Origin of the sequence: Pedobacter sp. ASV1-7, assembly GCF_040203335.1 — a bacterium.
Lineage (GTDB): Bacteria > Bacteroidota > Bacteroidia > Sphingobacteriales > Sphingobacteriaceae > Pedobacter.
On the sequence record NZ_JBEHBV010000007.1, the window covers coordinates 268433 to 287570 of the forward strand.

Here is a 19138-nt window from a genome sequence, read left to right on the forward strand (position 1 = left end):
AAGCGATAGTAAGAGGTTAAAGTATTTTCACTGATTAAATGTACATATTTTTTATTTTATATAAAACATCCTGCTATTCATTATAATTTCCGAAGGCCATGTTATATTCGTAGTCAGAATTTAATTACAAAATATGAAGATAGTCATATTAACAGGGGCTGGTATTAGTGCAGAGAGTGGTTTAAAAACTTTTAGAGATGCTGACGGCCTGTGGGAGAATCACAAGATTGAAGATGTAGCAACTCCCGAAGCATGGAAACGCAATCCTCAATTGGTTCAACACTTTTATAATGAACGGCGTAAATCTGTATTAGAAGCAAGGCCAAATGAGGCACATAAAGCCTTAGTCAGATTAGAAGATAAATATAACGTTCAGATCATTACACAAAATATCGATGATCTGCATGAACGGGCGGGATCCAAGAATGTAATGCACTTGCATGGTGTAATCACTCGTTCCCAGTCAGATATTGACTCTGGACTAACTTATCCAATAGATGGATGGGAACTTAGCTTCAATGACTTATGTGAATACGGAAAGCCTTTAAGGCCTCATGTAGTGTGGTTTGGAGAAGCCGTTCCGAATATGCAACCTGCCATAAAGCTCTGTCAACAAGCAGATATTTTTGTTGTTATTGGAACTAGCTTACAAGTATATCCAGCCGCCGGACTAACAACATATGTACCACAGCAAGCTATTAAATATATCATTGACTTAAATGTACCTTATGTTGCAGGGGGAGATAAAACCAGGAAAATTGAACAACCTGCAACGATAGGAGTTTCAATGATGGTTGATGAACTCATGAAAAATTGTTTGTAGCTTTGTAAATACATTATTAAACTCCTCATGGCAGTATTACATAGAAAAGAAGAAAAAATTGAAGTTGTGCTTAGTAAACTTCCAAAAGATTATACCGATAAACAATTTGTAGATATGTTTATACAGTTGTATTCTAAAGATTGGGGAAAGATTAAAGCGAATTACATCAAACAATCACAGGATAAGGAACCTGGAACGGTTATTAATATGCCGAAGCCTGAGGTTTATTTAAAAAATATCCTTAAAGTTTATTTAGAAAACTCAAAATAAAACCATTTCAGGACATTTTATCTAATAACATTATAACAGAAAAGGGCCATTATTAAAAATATTGGCCCTTTTCTGTCAAGCAATAAGCATTAATTACAATTTTACTTTAACAGTGTCTCTGCTTTAATCAATACAGCATTTAAGCCGTCTTTATTCTTACCACCAGCAGTAGCATAAAAAGGTTGTCCACCTCCACCACCTTGAATGTCTTTTGCCAATTCTCTTACTATGTTTGAAGCATTTAATCCCTTCTCTTTAATCAGGTTTTCTGAGACCATTACTGTAATACCAGGTTTGTTATCAATCAAAGTAGTTAATACAAGAAACAAATCATCGACAAGATCTTTTAAAGCAAAAGCAAGATTTTTTACTGCGTCAGCATTTGGCAGATCAACATGAGTAGCAATCAGATTAACGCCATTAATGGTCTTAAGATGATGTACAATTTCATGTTTAAGATTAGCAGAATGCTCCAAAACAGCTTTTTCAGCATCCTTTTTAAGCTTGTTATTCTCTTCGATCAATGCTGCAACAGCTGATTTTAAATCTTTATTTCCTTTTAAAAGACTTCTTAATTCATTTAGCTCCCTATTCTGATCTAACACAAAAGCTTCTGCTTTATCAGCGGTAATTGCCTCAATACGTCTTACGCCTGCTGCTACAGCACTTTCAGAAATAATTTTGAAATACCCAATCTGCCCTGTTGCTTTGACATGTGTACCACCACAAAGTTCTTTAGAGTAATGATCATCAAAGGTAATGATACGAACCAGGTCGCCATACTTCTCGCCAAACAATGCGGTAACACCGCTAGAAATAGCCTGATCATAAGGTACATACCGCTGCTCTTTAAGTGGAATATTTTCTCTGACTTTCTGATTAACCAAATGCTCTATTTCTGCAAGTTCTTCTTCAGTAACTTTTGCAAAATGAGAGAAATCAAAACGTAAATAATCTGGATTCACTAATGATCCCTTTTGATTTACATGGCTCCCCAATACTTTTTTTAATGCGGCATGTAGCAAGTGAGTCGCGCTATGGTTATCCTGAGAAAGCAAACGCTTATTGGTATCAATAACAGCCCAGAATTGACTTTCTACATCTTCGGGTAATGTATCAGCATAATGTACAATTACACCATTCTCGTTCTTTGTATCAGTTATTTCAACAAAAAAGAGACGACTATGGTCTTCCAAACGTCCTGTATCACCAACTTGTCCACCACTCTCTGCATAAAACGGGGTCTTGCTCAATACAATTTGATATTGTTCTTTACCCTTTGCAATAACCTTTCTGTATTTAATGATTTCCGTTTCCGCTTCAAAATCATCATATCCTACAAATTCAACTTCAAGGTCAGGCTTAACAATTACCCAATCACCTGTATCTACAGCTGTAGCTGCTCTTGAGCGTTCCTTTTGTTTAAGTAACTCTTTATTATACCCATCCATATCAACCGTCCAGCGTTGCTCTCTGGCCATTAATTCTGTCAGGTCAATCGGGAACCCATAAGTATCTTGTAATTCAAAAGCAAACTCTCCAGAGATCACCATCTGGTCTTTCAATATACTATATACCCATTGATCATCAAACGGTTTTTCCAGTTCAATGGCATTTTCAGCCATCAACAATTCTCCTTGCTTTTTAGTATAATTATCAAAGCGTTGTATACCTGTAGCTAAAGTTCTTAAGAAAGAGATTTCTTCTTCCATTACAACTTTCTGTACAAAGTCCTTCTGCAATTCCAGCTCATCAAAAACACCTTTAAACTGTCCGGCTAAAACTGGTACAAGTTCATTTAAAAATGGTTCTTTTAAATTCAGAAAAGTATAAGCATAACGAACAGCGCGGCGTAAAATACGACGAATCACATAACCCGCTTTATTATTTGAGGGTAATTGTCCATCTGCAATCACAAAAGAAATAGCACGGATATGATCTGCCATTACACGCATAGCAATATCTGTTTTTTCATTTGCACCATACTGAACATTTGCCCTGACAGCAATAAATTGAATCAATGGCTGAAAAACATCTGTATCATAATTAGATGATTTACCTTGTAATACCCGCACAAGACGTTCAAACCCCATTCCTGTATCAACATGCTGAGCAGGCAAAGGTTGTAATGAACCATCTTTTAAGCGGTTAAACTGCATAAATACATTATTCCATATTTCTATCACCTGTGGATGATCAGCATTGACCAGGGTTTTGCCCTCTATAGCCTTACGCTCATTATCAGGTCTGCAATCCACATGAATTTCAGAACAAGGTCCACAAGGCCCTGTATCTCCCATTTCCCAGAAGTTATCTTTCTTATTACCTAGAATGATACGTTCTTCAGGTACATATTGTTTCCAAAGTTCAAAAGCTTCCGTATCTCTCGGTAAACCTTCTTTCTCATCCCCCATGAAAATGGATACATATAATTTATCCTTAGGAATTTTATAAACTTCAGTAAGCAGCTCCCAACTCCAGGCAATAGCTTCTTTCTTAAAATAATCGCCAAAACTCCAGTTACCCAACATTTCGAACATAGTATGGTGATAGGTGTCTATACCAACTTCCTCTAAATCGTTATGTTTACCAGAAACACGAAGACAGCGTTGTGTATCCGTAACTCTTGGATACTTAATTGGTGCTTCACCTAAAAACAAATCTTTAAACTGGTTCATCCCTGCATTGGTAAACATCAGTGTTGGATCATTTTTAACTACAATTGGTGCAGATGCAACAATATGGTGCTGTTTCGATTCGAAAAATTTTAAGTACGCCTGTCTGATTTCCTTAGCTGTCATCCTCTATTGATTTATTTTGAGCAAAATTAGCATATTATTAGATTATTTAAAGCTAATCTCCTCTTAAAAAGGTAGCCACCAAAAGTTTAAGTTTCAATGAAATATTTTTTTATTCTATCATTGATACTTGCATAAGTTTTCCTAAGTTTGAATACTTTAAATAAAACCCGTAATCAACTAATAATCAACACAAAATTATGCCTTATAAAGAAAGGGAGATCAATAAAATGTATTACACCATGGGAGAAGTGACAGAGATGTTCGGTGTAAACGCCTCTCAAATCCGTTTTTATGAGAAGGAGTTCGATGTATTGCAGCCCAAAAAAAATAAAAAAGGCAACAGGTTATTTACCCCTGAAGATATCGAGAACTTAAAAATCATCTTTCATCTTGTAGATGATAAAGGCTTTACCCTAAAAGGAGCTAAAGAACATTTAAAGAACAATAGCGGAGAAGTGAAGGAAAATCAAAAAATCATTGCTTCACTTGAAAAACTAAAGGATTTTTTGTTAAAACTCAACGAAGAGATCTAAATTAATCAGTAATATTTTTTTTATTCAGTAATATCTGCAGTGATTTGTCCAGTTTATACAAATCACAATGAGAATATTATGTTTACTTTTCTGGCTACCATTAAGCCTGCCGGCATCAGCACAGGATGATGAAAAAAACAGGGATATCCTGGAACATATTGCTGAGAACGTTACTGAAGATGCTGATATTTCAGAATTGACTGAACAATTGACAGCTTTTCGAAATCGTCCTATAAACCTGAATAAAACACATTCCGAAGAACTTAAAGCTCTGAGGCTTCTTTCCCCTATACAAATTGCGAATTTCTTTAGTTACCTTACCAAAAACAAACTCATAGATGTTTTGGAACTACAAGCAATTCCATCATTTGATATTGAGACGATCAACAGAATTTTGCCTTTTGTAACCTTATCAGACTTTCAACATTACGACAATCTGAATCCAAATAAGCTAATATACAATAGCAATCATGACTTAACTATTAGGTACACTCGTCTTCTTCAACAACAAAAGGGCTTTAAAAATTTAGCTGGCAGCCGATATTTAGGTTCACCTGAAAAATTACTATTAAAATACAGATACAATTTTCAGAACCTAATTTCTGCAGCCCTGGTTATGGAAAAAGATGCCGGAGAACATATTTTCAACAGAAAAAGCATTACAGACCACCTATCAGCCAACATATCATTTATAAAACTAGGAAAATTTAAAAAAATCGTAATTGGCGATTACAGCATGCAGTTTGGACAAGGGTTAACCTTATGGTCCGGTTTCGCTTATGGTAAAGGTCCAGATGTTACAAGTGTTGCCGCTAGAGACGTTGGTCTCAAAGCATATACTTCCGCTAATGAATCCGCCTTCTTTCGTGGTATAGCAAGCACTTTTGAGCTTAGAAAAAATATCCATATTAGTCCATTTATTTCGATCAGAAAACTAGACGCTAGCTTAAAAGCCGATATAGAAGGAAAATTTACACTATCCAACATTAACATTAGTGGCCTGCATCGAACACAAACAGAGCTTAAAAACCAAAAATCACTTGAGCAAAGGGTTTATGGCGGAGTTATTCAATACAGCAGCAACAATCTCGGCGTTGGCATCATTGGTTATCAATCCGATTACCAGCATGAATTTATCACCGGTTCACAACAATACAACAAGTATGGTTTTGTAGGTAAAAAACTTAAAAACACAGGCATTCATTACAATTATACTTTCCAGAATATCTATATATATGGAGAACTTGCCCATAGTATAGATTCGGGCTACGCTATCATTAATGGAGCTATGGCCAGTTTATCAGCTAAATTATCCGCTGTTATGCTTCACAGAAACTATAGCAAGGATTATCATAACTTTTTCAGCAAGTCTATAGGCGAAGGTTCTGAAACCAATAATGAAAGAGGTTGGTATGCTGGACTTAATTATTCCTTTTCAAGAAACCTTGCCTGGTCAATGTATGGAGATTACTTTGTGTTTCCTTGGTTAAAATATCGAATAAACTCCCCTTCCAAAGGTTATGAGATACTTAGCCGATTGAGTTATACTGTAGGAAAAACTTTCAAGGCTGCAATAAGACTTAAAACTGAGCAAAAACAACAAAACCCTGACGCAGGCAGTCCTCATAAGGAGTTGGTAAATGTTACAAAGCAAAACTACCGCTTAGAATGGAACTGGAAAATCAATCAAAAGTTTAACTTTCAACAAAGATCAGAAATCATTTATTATCAAAAGGATATAAAAACAAAGGAAACTGGATATATGATCTACCAGGATTTGGATTACACTCCCTTATCTTCCAAAATATCCGCCAATTTTCGCTTTGCATTTTTTAATACTCCTTCCTATAACAGCCGGATTTATGCTTACGAAAATGATGTTTTACACGGTGCTGGATCTGCTGTGTATGCTGGAAAAGGAATTCGAACTTTTGTAAATACAAGATACAAGATTTTAAAAAACATAGATATCTGGACCAGGCTAGCCTTATTTTTACACCCTTCATCAGTCACAATTGGCTCTGGTTTAGATCAAATAGCCGGAAACAAAAAGTCGGAAGTTAAATTACAGATCCGGTATCAATTATAGTGAACCGCCTTCAAATTATATACCAACATGAAATTGCATTCGTAAGGATATTGATTCCATTCATACTTGGCATTTTAAGTTATTATGGTTGTACAAATGACTGGGCTTTAAACCAGCTCATTCTTACAAATTCAGTTCTTTTCTTTTATTTATTTTTCCGAAAAAACGTTTACAAAAAACCTGGAAAAACTGGAGACAAGAGTTTAAATGGCTTCATACTTCATTTATTATTCTTCTTTTCAGGATCTTTATGTTCTACATTATATAACAACCATAATAATACTGATTACTATTTATTTAAAAAACAAAATTATCTAAAAATAAGAATTATAGATGAACCTAAAAATAAACAAAATATAATTCTGTTCACTGCTGAAACGAGCGAATCAATAAACGTAAACAACTATAAATCAAATCAAACCGAAAAAAAATACGATATTCAATCATCTTCAGGCAAAATCAAAGTAACTATCCTAAAAAACACTGACACAACTTTCTATTTGAAGTATGGTGATGAGCTCATAATTCCAGCAAAACCAACCGAAATAGAATCTCCTTTAAACCCATCTGAATTTAACTACAAAAGCTGGCTCGCAAGCCAAAACATATACCATCAATTTTTAATCAAACAAGAAGAATTGATTAAACTCAAGAGCAATGCTGGCAATAGCTTGATTAAGTTTACTTTTCAACTCAGAGAAAGACAAGTCCGATTTTACCGCAGCATAATTAAAAATGATGATGCGTTTGCAGTAGCTGCAACTTTAATATTGGGATATAGGACTGATTTAAGCTCAGAAATTTTAGAGATTTACTCTAAGACAGGTACCATTCATGCACTATCGGTGTCCGGTATGCATGTAGGACTAGTTTATTTCATACTAAACTATTTACTGTGGTTCATGAATAGAAAACAAAATTGGAAGATCATAAAAACCTTATTAATCCTGATTAGCATCTGGTTTTACACTTTACTAACTGGCTTCTCTCCTTCTGTTTTACGCGCATCTATAATGATATCAGTATTTATTATAGCAAAGTTATTAGCCAAAAACACAAACAGTTACAATATCATCGCTTTTTCCGCCTTTTGCATATTGCTATATAATCCATTCCTCGTTTGGGATGTAGGCTTCCAATTGTCATTCATGGCCGTATTGGGATTGATCTATCTACAACCTAAAATTGAAAAATGGTTACCAGTAAAACACTTCTGGTTATCTAAATTATGGAACCTAATAGCTATGTCTTTAGCAGCTCAGTTAGCAACTTACCCCTTTAGCGTATATTACTTTCATCAGTTCCCTATTTATTTCCTACTCAGTAATCTATTTATAACGATCCCTACAGCATTAATCATGTACATTGGCATCATTATACTTATTTTTAGATTAAACGCCCTAGGCCCTCTCTTTGAGTGGCTCATCAACTTCACCAACATGGGATTAGATCAGATTGCGAGCTTACCATTTTCAGGAATAAGCTCAATATGGCTAAACAAAATTGAGCTTATTTTACTATGCTTATCTGTTTTATTATTGACTATGGCATTGGCAGAGTTAAAAAAACAACTACTTTTATATTCAGTCATTCTATTTACAGGACTACAATGCTTAATTACCTATGATAAACTTCTGGCTCTACATCAAAAAAAAGTCATTCATTTTAAACTGCAAAAAAACTATGCAATTGCCATTGTAGCCGGCCAATGTGCTGTCTTATTTACAAACCTGGAACCCACAAGTAAAGCTTTTAATTACGCCGTTAAACCAGCATTAGATCAACATAGGATAAAACAGATTACATTCAGAAGCTCAAATATTACCAATGTTTTAAAAGACAATCATATCTTTGATTAAATAACTGAATTATTTGTATGACTGAACCACTGGTTTTGTACTCCGTTAGTCAGCGTATAGCTACGCTTTCTATTAATAGGCCGGAAAAACGGAATGCATTAAATCCCGAACTTGTTTCTCAGCTGACCGCTGCATTAAAAAAAGCTGAAAAGGATAACAACGTAAAAGTTATTATTTTAAGAGCCGAAGGCGGCACCTTTAGTGCAGGTGCAGATCTTGCCTATCTACAACAGCTACAACAAAATACTTATGAAGAAAACCTTGCTGATTCCGAAAATCTGAAAAACCTGTTTACAACAATATACTATTTGCCAAAGATTGTAATTGCACAGATTGAGGGGCATGCTATTGCAGGAGGCTGTGGATTGGCGACAGTATGTGACATCATATTTTCTGTGCCAGAAGCTAACTTTGGTTATACAGAAGTTAAGCTTGGTTTTGTACCTGCAATTGTTTCTTGTTTTCTGCTACGTAAAACAAGTGAGACAATTGCAAAGCGAATATTGCTTTCAGGCGCTCTATTGACTGCTCAGGAAGCTTTAAATTATGGATTAATCACATTTGTAACAAAGAGAGAAGAAATCACTCTTAATGTAAATAATTTTGCATTAAGTTTGTGTAATGAAGCTTCGGCAAATTCGTTAATGCTTACGAAGCAACTGATCGGACAGACCACTAATGCTGACCTGGATAAATGCCTCTCAGAAGCTGTACAAATCAATGCTAAAGTCAGGGAAACTGATGACTTCAAAAAAGGAATTGCTGCCTTTATCAGCAAGGAAAAAATTAACTGGTAAACTAAATTATTTAATAAAAATGTTTAAATCTATCAAAACAGGAGTTCTGGCTATTGTTTTAATTGGAACTGCAATTATTGCTAAAGCCCAAAAAGCTTTTGAAGCTGGAACAATCACCTATAGTGTTGAATACCAATTATCTGACGATCAGAAAAAAATTATTGATCCATCTGTACTTCCATCTGAAAGCAAAGTAGAATTTAACGGAAACTTAGCTAAAGTGCAAATTGACATGGGCATGGCTATGTTAAAGGTAATCAGTGACGCTTCAGTTAATAGCGCATTAGTTCTTGTAGATATACCTATGATCCAAAAACAATATGCAGCTAAGATGTCTAAAGAAGATATTGAAAAGCAACATAGCTCCATAAAGTATAGCGATTTCAAGGCTACAGGAGAGCAACAAAAGATTGGTGATTATAATACGGAGAAGTATACTTACAAAGACAATAATGGGACTGAGTATGAACTATGGGCTACAAAAGAAATTAAGTTGCCTTTAGGTGCAAACCCTCGTGGATTTACCGATTTGAAAGCTACTGCAGTTAAATTTATTAATATCCAGGATGGAGTAAAAACTTTAATGACTTTAAAAAAAGTATCAGATGGGAAAGTTGGTCCATTTTCTTTGGAAGTCCCTAAAGGATACGAATTAAAAACTATGGAAGAACTAAAAGCGATGAGAGGCGGTAACTAACCTTTTAAATAAAATGTTAAAAAGTCTGCTTTTTTTCCTTCGCTTCTTCATCTTCTGGCTGTTATTCTTTTTTATTGACCGCCTTATATTTATACTCATTTATCATGATAAGCTAACTACTGTACCATTTAAGGAAACTGCAGCTACCTTTTATCATGCTATACCTTTAGATCTATCCATGACGGCCTATATTACCGTTATTCCGCTTTTAAGCTATATATTCTGGTTATTAAATGGCAGAAAAGTAGTAGAGATAAAATGGATTTCAATTTATAACCTGGTCCTAGTATTTGTTTGCAGCGTATTATCTGTTGTCAATTTCAACATATACCGGGAATGGGGAAGTAAAGTAAATGCAAAGGCGACGAGTTTTGCATTTAATTCTCCAACAGAAGCTATGGCGTCTAGCGCTTCTTCCCCCATTGGCTTATCTATATCATTATTAATCTTACTATTTGTTATTGGCTTTTTTCTACAACGTTATGTGGTCTCCAGAAAACTGAGCTTTACTAAAAGTCCCATCTGGTTAAGAGCTATACTTTGTTTGTTTTTATTATTTGGAAACTTTTTACTTATTCGTGGAGGATTACGTGGGTCTCCCATTACTCAAAGTATGGGTTATTTTTCAAAAGAGCAATTACTGAACAATGCGTCAGTCAACACAGAATGGAACTTAATTTCCAGTGTTCTGGCATCTAAAATGACAAAAAACAACCCTTATCTATACCTGGATAGCAAAGAAGCTGAAAACAAAATCAAAGACTTATATACACCAGCTAAAGACAGCACTATTCATATTCTGAATACCAATCGACCTAATATAGTTCTCGTTATTATTGAAAGTTTTACTGCTGATTTAACAAAAACACTTGGTAATGAAGATGACATTACACCACACTTTGATACACTCATTAACAAAGGTGTCTTCTTCAGTCAGATTTATTCGGCTGGAAACCGAACAGATAAAGGACTAATTGGAACACTTGCAGGCTTTCCAACATTGGGGACCGGCAGTATTGTAAAATGGCCTGAAAAGATGCAAAAACTTCCTGCTATTTCACAATCGTTATTCAATAATGGATATAAAACCTCATTCTTTTATGGTGGGGAATCAGAGTTTGACAATTATAAGGCTTTTATTTTAAGCCATAATTATCAGAAACTAGTAGACAAGAACAACTTTGAAGGTAATCATATGAAAACCAGCTGGGGAAAATATGATGAGGTAGTATTTAACAGAATGCTTAATGAGTTGAATAGAGAAAAACAACCTTTCTTTTCCACTATACTGACTCTCACAAATCATGAGCCTTATTTCTTACCGGGAGTGCCGAAATTTGGGAAAGCAGATAACATAGCTAAATTTAAAAGCACATCTTATTATACAGATTCTTGTATCAACGCATTTCTAACAAATGCAAAGAAACAAACATGGTATAAAAATACTCTTTTTGTATTTGTAGCTGACCATGGGCATTCATTACCAAAAAACAATAGTGAAGTATTTTCTCCTCAACGTTACCATATTCCTCTTTTATTTTTTGGAGATGTGATTAAAGATGAATTTAAAGGCCGTAAATTTGATAATGTGGGTAGCCAGATTGATATCGCAGCAACTCTACTGAGTCAAATGAATATCCCTACTCAGCAATTTACATGGAGTAAAAACTTACTTAATCCATATAGCAAATCTTTTGCTTTTTTTAGTTGGGACAATGGAATGGGCTTTATAGACAATCAACAATGTGTTACATTTGATAATGTAGGCAAAATGGTACTATATAACAGCAATGATAAAAATATTGATCAGACTTCAATAACATTGAATTATGCCAAATCGTACCTGCAAACCGTATATCGTCAATTTATAGAATTTTAATAAAATGAATTTCAAAAACATCACTTTTAAATTGGTATTAATTGTACTAATTGGCTTTTATGGAAATGTGTTTGCTCAGAATAAATCTGATCTCAAGTGGACAAAAGATGGAAATGGTTACTACCAAATGATAAATGGTGAACTGGTATCTATTTCTATCCTTGAAAATGATCGCAAAACCATTGTGAGCCGTGAATTACTTTATAATAGCGACACTAATCTGGGTCGAATCACAGATTTCGAAATCTCTGAAGATGGTAGCAAAGTGCTATTTTATACCAACAGTAAAAAAGTCTGGCGTTACGAAACACGAGGAGATTACTTTGTGGCTGATTTAAAAGCCAATACTATTAATCAGGTAGGAAAAGGTAAACCAGCGTCTTCTTTAATGTTTGCTAAATTTTCACCAGATGGTAATAAAGTGGCTTATGTAAGTCAACATAATCTTTATGTAGATGACCTGCAAACTAAGATCAGCAAGGCGTTAACTACTGATGGTACGGACAGAATCATCAATGGAACGTTTGACTGGGTATACGAAGAAGAATTTGACTGCAGAGATGGTTTCAGATGGAGTCCTGATGGTCAATCTATTGCATATTGGCAAATTGACGCCAGAAAAATCAGAAACTTTCTAATGATTAATAATACTGATTCTATTTATGCCTTTACTATTCCTGTTGAATACCCTAAAGTAGGTCAAGACCCTTCTTCATGCAAAGTAGGAATAGTAAATATTACCACTGCTCAAACTAAATGGCTAGATATCCCAGGAGATCAGGTGCAAAATTACATACCTCGGATGGACTGGATTCCTAAAAGTAATGAAATAATTTTACAGCAATTGAACAGAGAGCAAAATGTAAGTAAACTTTATGTTGCCAATGCAACAACAGCCACGGTTGAAAATATTTATTCTGAAACTGATAAAGCATGGATTGATGCAACAAAAGATTGGCAATGGATAAATGAGGGTAAAGAATTTATCTGGTTAAGTGAAAAAGATGGTTGGCGACATACTTACCGAATCAGCAAAGATGGTAAGAAACAAACGCTGATTACTAAAGGAGATTTTGATGTGATTGAAAATTCCTTAATTGATGAAAAGAACAATCTGCTTTACTATATGGCATCACCTTTAAGTGCCACTCAAAAATACCTTTTTAAAACTAAGTTAAATGGAAGCGGGAAGCCGGAAATGGTTACTCCATCAATATTACCCGGCACACATACTTATGAGATTTCGCCAAACGCAGTATTCGCACGTCATACCTACACCAGTGCTTTAGTACCTCCTATTACTGAATGGATGCGCTTAACAACTTTAAATCCACTTACTATGGCTGGCAGCATCACTAATCAGCTTGGCAGAATAAAAGCACCTAAAAACAAAGTTGAATTCTTTAAAATCAAAACTGAAGATGGAATTGAATTGGATGGTTGGATGAAAAAACCTGATAATTTTGATCAAACCAAGAAGTATCCTGTAGTCTTCTATGTTTATGGAGAACCAGCCACACAAACTGTTAAAGACACCTATGGTGCTGGCAAAAACTGGCTGTATGCTGGCGATATGTCAAAAGATGGTTATGTTTATATTTCTATTGAAAACAGAGGTACACCTGCACCCAAAGGACGAGAATGGCGCAAAAGCATTTATAAGAATATAGGTGTACTGAATATACGGGATCAGGCAATGGCTGCTAAAAAGATTATAGAATGGCCATTTATTGATAAAAACAGAGTTGCAGTATGGGGATGGAGTGGTGGTGGTTCATCAACACTAAACCTGATGTTTCAATATCCTGAGATTTATAAAACAGGTATTGCTATTGCAGCTGTGGGTAATCAACTTACATACGATAATATCTACCAGGAACGTTACATGGGCTCTCCATTAATCACTAAAGAGGCTTATATCAAGGGCTCTCCTATTACTTATGCCAAAAACCTAAATGGTAATTTACTTTATATACATGGAACCGCTGATGACAATGTACATTATCAAAATGCAGAAATGCTCATTAATGAATTGATTAAAAATAGAAAGGTATTTCAAATGATGTCCTACCCTAATAGAAGTCATAGTATTAATGAAGGAGAAGGTACTTCAGAACATTTATCCCTTACCTACACTCGATTTTTACAACAGTATTGCCCACCAGGAGGAAAAAGTAAATAACGTATCAATCTTATTTTTCAAACATGATTTTTCTCGAGAATGAGTATTTAAAGGTTTCTTGAATAATACATATTATTTTGAGAACAATACCTATCAACTACCCAGACATGGTTTTGCAAGAGATCATGACTTTGAAGTGAACTACATCAGTGATACGGAGCTTGTATTAAAACTTAGTCATAATGATGAAACATTAAAGAAATATCCATTTCAGTTTGTTCTTCAATTGAGATACCGATTGCAAGGTTCTCAATTATCATGGACTTACAAAGTAAGTAAACCATCGAAAAAAAACTCTTTATGGTTTTATATTGGTGCACATCCGGCTTTCTCTGTCCCACTAAAAGATGATTTATTATATACAGATTATTTTTTGGAGTTTAACAAAGACCATTCATTAACATACCATACGATTCAAGATGATTTAATTACAAATAAAACAATCAATATTGAGTTAGCTGAAGGAAGGTTACCTTTGACACAAGAGCTTTTTTATGATGATGCATTGGTCTTTAAAATCATTAAAGAGCAATTGCATTACTTTAGGGACAAAAAAGAACAAATATGGTCTACATTTCAAATTTAATGACTTTCCATTTTTTGGCATATGGGCAGTAAAAAATGGAAATTTTATTTGCCCTGAGCCTTGGTGTGGAATTGCAGACAACACTGATCACGAGCAGGATCTTAAAAAGAAAGAAGGAATTATAGAGCTTCGATCGATGGAAAATTGGAATCGGAGCTGGGAAGTTGATTGTTTTTAAATTGGAAGCTGAATAGTAAACCTAGCTCCCTTATTCCTTCCCTCACTTTCAGCAAATATCTTACCTCCATGGGCTTCTACCAATATTTTTACAATGGAAAGCCCAAGGCCGGTTGAACTCTCATTAGCGGTAGGTTGTGCACTCAAGCGTGTAAAACGCTGGAACAACATTTTTTTATCTTCTATTGTTAAGCCAGGACCTTCATCTTCTATTACAATATATACATGATCTTTTGATACACCTACCTTTACGTATATATTGGTATTAAAAGGAGCATACTTAATGGCATTGTTAATCAGGTTATCTACAACTTCATTTAGCCGACCTTCATCTCCCCTAATGTAAGCATCTAATTGAGGAGCAAAGTGAATTTTTTGTCCCTTTCTATCTGCTAATGGTAAGTTCATTGCTACAACATTGCTGACCAGGGAAGAAATATTCAGTTTTACCATCAGCAACTTCAGCTCACCAGCTTCCATACTTCCAGATTGCAATAACTCATCTATAATTCGAACCATATTTAAACTAGCTATCTTAATCTGGTCACACATAGTATCAACTGTATCCGGATCATTCTTTTTTATTTTAATCAGATCTGCACGAACTGGTATGGTTGTAAGTGGACTTTTGAGATCATGTGCTGTAGTATTTAAAATATGGTTATGCCTTGCAACAGACAACTTAGAAATCAGTTTCAACTCAATCTGTTCCATTGCAATATCCCTCAAATCTCTTAAAACTTCCTGCTCTTCTTCAGTTAAGGTTCTTGGTTTTTTATCTATGATACAAAAGGCTCCCAAGTTAAAGCCTTCCTTGGTTTTAAGAGGGTACGCTGCATAAAATCTTAAACCAAAATCCCCAACAACTAATTTATGTCCTATCGTTCTAGGATCTTGCTTAGCATCTTCTACCTGATAGAAATCACCTTCAAATACAACAGTATCACACAAGCCATCCTCACGTTCCATCTGCTGTGTATCAAGGCCATATGAAGATTTGAACCAAACTCTATCTTTATCAACCAGGCTAATTATAGCTACCGGTACTTTCATTAGCTTAGCGGCAAGTTTAGTTAATTTGTCACAAGTATTATCTGGAGGGGTATCCAATATACCATACTTCCGTAATGCAAGAATCCGTTCTTCTTCAACAGAAGTCAATTCACGATCAGTGTATGTAGCCATGAGATCAATATATAGATGTAATTATAAATATAATGCACTTACACGTTAAATCAAATTAATAAATTATTTAATCACTACAGAAAGTTTACTGGATGTATGTGCATTAAAAACTCCTAGAGCATTATTACTGAAGTTTGAAACAGGATTGGAGGGGGATACCGGAGGGCCACCATTCCCGCTATTTTGCCCAAGACTATAAAAATAACGATAAACATTCCGATCTATACATTGAAATTCAACCTCAAGCTTATCTCCAACTACCAAATCATTAACATCATAAAATATAACATCAGAAACCTTATTACCATCGTTAAACCTATCTTCATTTACCTTATCGTCTTCAATTACACCTTTAACCTTTAAAATATAGCGATACTGATTATTTACACCTGCCGGATCATTATAATTTACAGCTAGATAATCGTTTTCCTCACCAAAAAAATTAAACTTCTTAAATGTAAGTGAATCAAGCGTTACCTTACTCGGCATTGTAGAATATGCCGTATAAGTCTCTCCATCCAAACGAACATCTAACTTATATCTTTTACCCGGAATACCTTTCATTTTAATTGTTTGATATACTCCAGGAGAGGTTTCTGTATAATTTATTGAACCGCCTTCGGGTGTTGTTAAAACTACTACAGCACCTCCTACACCATTAAATCTGTTCGGCTCCGTAAAATTATATGTCCTCGAGATCTTTACAATCTGATTTTCATTCAGATCATTTATACTAGCATCAATGACAACAACCGGCGTGGCATTATCCAATTTTAAATCTACTATTTTCTCACAACCAACCATTATACTTGTTGTAAGTAAAAGAACATATATAGTGTTTCTGATAAAATTCATATTACTTTAAAATCTTAATGATACTAAAATTTAAAATTCCAGGTTACTGACGGTATAATTCCAAAAAGAGTCGTTTGTACTGCCTGTGTCTTACTTGAATCATCCGGATCATCTTTAAAATCAATAGAAAAAGCATTCTTTCGGTTATATAGGTTGTATATACCAAATGACCAGCTCGACTGATTTTTTTTTCCAGGTTTCCCTTCAAGTGTTGCAGAAAAATCTAAACGATGATAAGCCGGAGTACGGTGGCCATTCTTTTCGGTATAATAGAAAACTGTCCGGTCGTTAATCTGGTATTTACCACTTGGATAGGTAACAGCATTCCCAGTATTGTAAACAAATACAGATGAAAAGGTCCAGCGTGGACTAGCTTTATAAATTCCTACCAGAGATAAGTCATGAGTCCTGTCTTGTTTTGCATAAAACCATTTACGGTTATTAATGGCATCAAACTGTCGCTCTGTGCGCGACCAGGTATAACCTATCCATCCATTAAATCTACCAAATCTCTTTTTAAAGAAAAGTTCAAGTCCATATGCCCGGCCATCACCATACAATAAATCAGATTCGACATTTCCATTACCTCTTAAATCCGTCCCACTACGATATTCTATCTGGTTTTGCATCCATTTATAGTAAATTTCGGCAGAAAACTCATAATTATCATCATTAAAGTTCCTGAAATATCCTGCTGCAATCTGATCTGCTATTTCAGGTTTTACATTATTACTATTCATAATGTATAAATCCGTAGGCGATGTAGAGGTAGAATTAGACATCAGGTGCACATTTTGAACATTTCGGGTATAGGCAGCCTTTAATGAACTGGTATTATTGATTTGATAACCCGCAGATACCCTAGGTTCAAGATTAAAATAGGTTTTTACAAATTCACCTGATTTATAAGGAATATTGCTAATGGTGTTTCCATCTGCATCATATGATTTAATATTTCCGGGGCCCATTAATGAAAAACTACTTAAACGTAATCCATAAACAAGGTTTATCTGGTCATTAATCGTCCACTCATCAGATAAATATGCAGCTAATTCAAGACCTTTCCGATCCTCGTAATTGGTTTCATTCACACTTGAACTTTCTGTTGCAGTAAGTTTTCCAGGCGCGATGGTATGATGTATAGCATTAACACCAAATTTCAAATTATGGTTATTGCTAAGACTATATTCAAAGTCTTGTTTCAGGTTAAAATCCTTTATGGAAGAATTAACTTCAAAGTTATTTTCCTCCATAAAATTTTGAATTATATAATTATAATTACTGTATATCAATGATGTATTTGAGAAAAGTCTATTATTATAAAGATGATTCCAGCGTAGTGTTACCGTTGCATTTCCCCAGTTAAATCCAAAAGTATCAGAAAGGCCTAGTTTATCACGACCAAAATAACCTGAAAGATAAAGCGTATTTTTCTCGTCCAGCTGATAGTTTGCTTTTGCATTAAGGTCGTAAAAATAGAGTGTATTACTATTTATAGCACTATCCGATGATAACTTTAGAAAAGCATCCATATAAGTTCTTCTTGCACTGACCATAAATGATCCTTTATCTTTTACTATAGGTCCCTCAACTTTAAGACGTGATGAAATTAGTCCTACCCCTCCCTCTGCAGTAAACTCTTTTCTATTTCCATCATTCATTTTAATATCTAATACTGATGCTAGTCTTCCTCCATACTGAGCAGGCATCCCTCCTTTATAAACACTAACATTTTTTATCGCATCTGAATTAAAGGTTGAGAAAAAACCTAACAGATGGGAAGCGTTATATACAGGTGCTTCATCCAATAGGATAAGATTCTGATCGGTTGATCCCCCCCTTACATAAAAGCCACTATTACCCTCTCCAGCAGGTTTTATGCCAGGTAGCAATTGCAAAGTCTTAAGTATATCACGTTCTCCAAGTAAAACAGGTACACTATTAATTTCTTTTACATTTATTTTCTGTAAGCCCATCTGTGGACTACTCACATTTTCATTTCTTTTTACACCCGAAATAACCACTTCATTTAGCTGATTATCCTCTTCTAATACAAAATTAAAGCGCTGGTCCTTGTTTACAACGATGTTCTTTTTTATAGTATTATAGCCTATAAAACTTATAGAAATCTCATAATTTCCCTTCGAAACATTTAAAGAATAAAAACCATAAGAGTTTGTCATTGTTGAGGCGATGTTATCGCCAGTTAATTTAACACTTGCGCCAATCAATGTTTCACCAGTTTTTGCATCACTTACAGTTCCATTGAGTGTTTGTTTATTCTGAGCAGATAAAATTTCAGTCTGAGCAAATAAAAAGAAAAGAATCAGTACAATCCTATAGGGGTTTGGCATAATTAAATCGTGAATTGTAAAAATAGAAAGATTTCTGGTACCTTACATATT

General features: G+C 34.7%; 14 protein-coding genes and 1 pseudogene. 11 read left to right on the forward strand and 4 right to left on the reverse strand.

Annotation, left to right across the window (positions count from 1 at the left end; translation table 11 throughout):
- The first annotated feature begins 133 nt into the window (after positions 1 to 133).
- Both ABDJ41_RS17150 and ABDJ41_RS17155 read left to right on the forward strand, forming a co-directional pair.
- Positions 134 to 823: an SIR2 family NAD-dependent protein deacylase gene (locus ABDJ41_RS17150; RefSeq protein ID WP_349787307.1), complete on the forward strand. Its 690-nt coding sequence runs from the start codon at positions 134 to 136 to the stop codon at positions 821 to 823.
- A 27-nt stretch (positions 824 to 850) separates the two neighbouring features.
- Positions 851 to 1093 (forward strand): hypothetical protein, encoded by a 243-nt coding sequence (locus ABDJ41_RS17155; protein ID WP_349787308.1) that lies wholly within the window; start codon positions 851 to 853, stop codon positions 1091 to 1093.
- Between the two features lie 101 nt (positions 1094 to 1194).
- Here the strand turns inward: ABDJ41_RS17155 and alaS are convergent, their stop codons facing one another.
- Positions 1195 to 3894: an alanine--tRNA ligase gene (alaS, locus tag ABDJ41_RS17160; RefSeq protein ID WP_349787309.1), complete on the reverse strand. Its 2700-nt coding sequence runs from the start codon at positions 3892 to 3894 to the stop codon at positions 1195 to 1197.
- A 197-nt stretch (positions 3895 to 4091) separates the two neighbouring features.
- Between alaS and ABDJ41_RS17165 the strand changes: the two genes are divergently transcribed.
- The 9 genes and pseudogenes from ABDJ41_RS17165 to ABDJ41_RS17200 all read left to right on the forward strand — a co-directional run bounded on the left by ABDJ41_RS17165 (position 4092) and on the right by ABDJ41_RS17200 (position 14516).
- The gene (locus tag ABDJ41_RS17165; protein WP_084239758.1) at positions 4092 to 4427 is read left to right on the forward strand and encodes a MerR family transcriptional regulator; all 336 of its coding nucleotides are present in this window, start codon (positions 4092 to 4094) and stop codon (positions 4425 to 4427) included.
- A gap of 67 nt (positions 4428 to 4494) precedes the next feature.
- Entirely contained in the window at positions 4495 to 6516 is a 2022-nt protein-coding gene (locus ABDJ41_RS17170) for a ComEA family DNA-binding protein (RefSeq protein ID WP_349787310.1), read from the forward strand.
- A pseudogene (locus tag ABDJ41_RS23005) lies at positions 6516 to 7145 on the forward strand (ComEC/Rec2 family competence protein); the annotation flags it as partial. The gene ABDJ41_RS17170 and the pseudogene ABDJ41_RS23005, both read left to right, overlap by 1 nt.
- A 9-nt stretch (positions 7146 to 7154) precedes the next feature.
- Positions 7155 to 8375, forward strand: coding sequence for a ComEC/Rec2 family competence protein (locus ABDJ41_RS17175; RefSeq protein ID WP_349787311.1), 1221 nt, complete (start codon positions 7155 to 7157; stop codon positions 8373 to 8375).
- 17 nt (positions 8376 to 8392) lie between these two features.
- Entirely contained in the window at positions 8393 to 9172 is a 780-nt protein-coding gene (locus tag ABDJ41_RS17180; protein WP_349787312.1) for an enoyl-CoA hydratase/isomerase family protein, read from the forward strand.
- 19 nt (positions 9173 to 9191) lie between these two features.
- Positions 9192 to 9869: a hypothetical protein gene (locus tag ABDJ41_RS17185; protein WP_349787313.1), complete on the forward strand. Its 678-nt coding sequence runs from the start codon at positions 9192 to 9194 to the stop codon at positions 9867 to 9869.
- Positions 9870 to 9882: 13 nt separating this feature from the next.
- Positions 9883 to 11748 (forward strand): LTA synthase family protein, encoded by a 1866-nt coding sequence (locus ABDJ41_RS17190; protein WP_349787314.1) that lies wholly within the window; start codon positions 9883 to 9885, stop codon positions 11746 to 11748.
- Positions 11749 to 11752: 4 nt separating this feature from the next.
- On the forward strand, positions 11753 to 13930 hold the full coding sequence (locus ABDJ41_RS17195) for a S9 family peptidase (RefSeq protein WP_349787315.1): 2178 nt from the start codon (positions 11753 to 11755) through the stop codon (positions 13928 to 13930).
- 58 nt (positions 13931 to 13988) lie between these two features.
- Entirely contained in the window at positions 13989 to 14516 is a 528-nt protein-coding gene (locus ABDJ41_RS17200; RefSeq protein ID WP_349787316.1) for an aldose epimerase family protein, read from the forward strand.
- Between the two features lie 174 nt (positions 14517 to 14690).
- On the opposite strand, the gene ABDJ41_RS17205 is transcribed toward ABDJ41_RS17200, so the two are convergent.
- The 3 genes from ABDJ41_RS17205 to ABDJ41_RS17215 form a co-directional block, all read right to left on the reverse strand.
- Positions 14691 to 15878, reverse strand: a complete 1188-nt coding sequence (locus tag ABDJ41_RS17205) for a GAF domain-containing sensor histidine kinase (protein WP_349787317.1) — start codon at positions 15876 to 15878, stop codon at positions 14691 to 14693.
- 63 nt (positions 15879 to 15941) lie between these two features.
- Positions 15942 to 16733, reverse strand: coding sequence for a DUF4249 domain-containing protein (locus ABDJ41_RS17210; RefSeq protein WP_349787318.1), 792 nt, complete (start codon positions 16731 to 16733; stop codon positions 15942 to 15944).
- Positions 16734 to 16756: 23 nt separating this feature from the next.
- A complete protein-coding gene (locus ABDJ41_RS17215; RefSeq protein ID WP_349787319.1) occupies positions 16757 to 19087 on the reverse strand; it encodes a TonB-dependent receptor in 2331 nt (776 codons plus the stop codon).
- Between the last annotated feature and the right edge of the window lie 51 nt (positions 19088 to 19138).

Excerpts from the sequence above, each read along its gene's own strand:
- ABDJ41_RS17150 (WP_349787307.1), top strand. The coding sequence starts at position 134 with ATGAAGATAGTCATATTAACAGGGGCTGGTATTAGTGCAGAGAGTGGT.
- ABDJ41_RS17155 (WP_349787308.1), top strand. The coding sequence starts at position 851 with ATGGCAGTATTACATAGAAAAGAAGAAAAAATTGAAGTTGTGCTTAGT.
- alaS (WP_349787309.1), bottom strand. The coding sequence starts at position 3,894 with ATGACAGCTAAGGAAATCAGACAGGCGTACTTAAAATTTTTCGAATCG.
- ABDJ41_RS17165 (WP_084239758.1), top strand. The coding sequence starts at position 4,092 with ATGCCTTATAAAGAAAGGGAGATCAATAAAATGTATTACACCATGGGA.
- ABDJ41_RS17170 (WP_349787310.1), top strand. The coding sequence starts at position 4,495 with ATGAGAATATTATGTTTACTTTTCTGGCTACCATTAAGCCTGCCGGCA.
- ABDJ41_RS17180 (WP_349787312.1), top strand. The coding sequence starts at position 8,393 with ATGACTGAACCACTGGTTTTGTACTCCGTTAGTCAGCGTATAGCTACG.
- ABDJ41_RS17185 (WP_349787313.1), top strand. The coding sequence starts at position 9,192 with ATGTTTAAATCTATCAAAACAGGAGTTCTGGCTATTGTTTTAATTGGA.
- ABDJ41_RS17190 (WP_349787314.1), top strand. The coding sequence starts at position 9,883 with ATGTTAAAAAGTCTGCTTTTTTTCCTTCGCTTCTTCATCTTCTGGCTG.
- ABDJ41_RS17195 (WP_349787315.1), top strand. The coding sequence starts at position 11,753 with ATGAATTTCAAAAACATCACTTTTAAATTGGTATTAATTGTACTAATT.
- ABDJ41_RS17205 (WP_349787317.1), bottom strand. The coding sequence starts at position 15,878 with ATGGCTACATACACTGATCGTGAATTGACTTCTGTTGAAGAAGAACGG.
- ABDJ41_RS17210 (WP_349787318.1), bottom strand. The coding sequence starts at position 16,733 with ATGAATTTTATCAGAAACACTATATATGTTCTTTTACTTACAACAAGT.
- ABDJ41_RS17215 (WP_349787319.1), bottom strand. The coding sequence starts at position 19,087 with ATGCCAAACCCCTATAGGATTGTACTGATTCTTTTCTTTTTATTTGCT.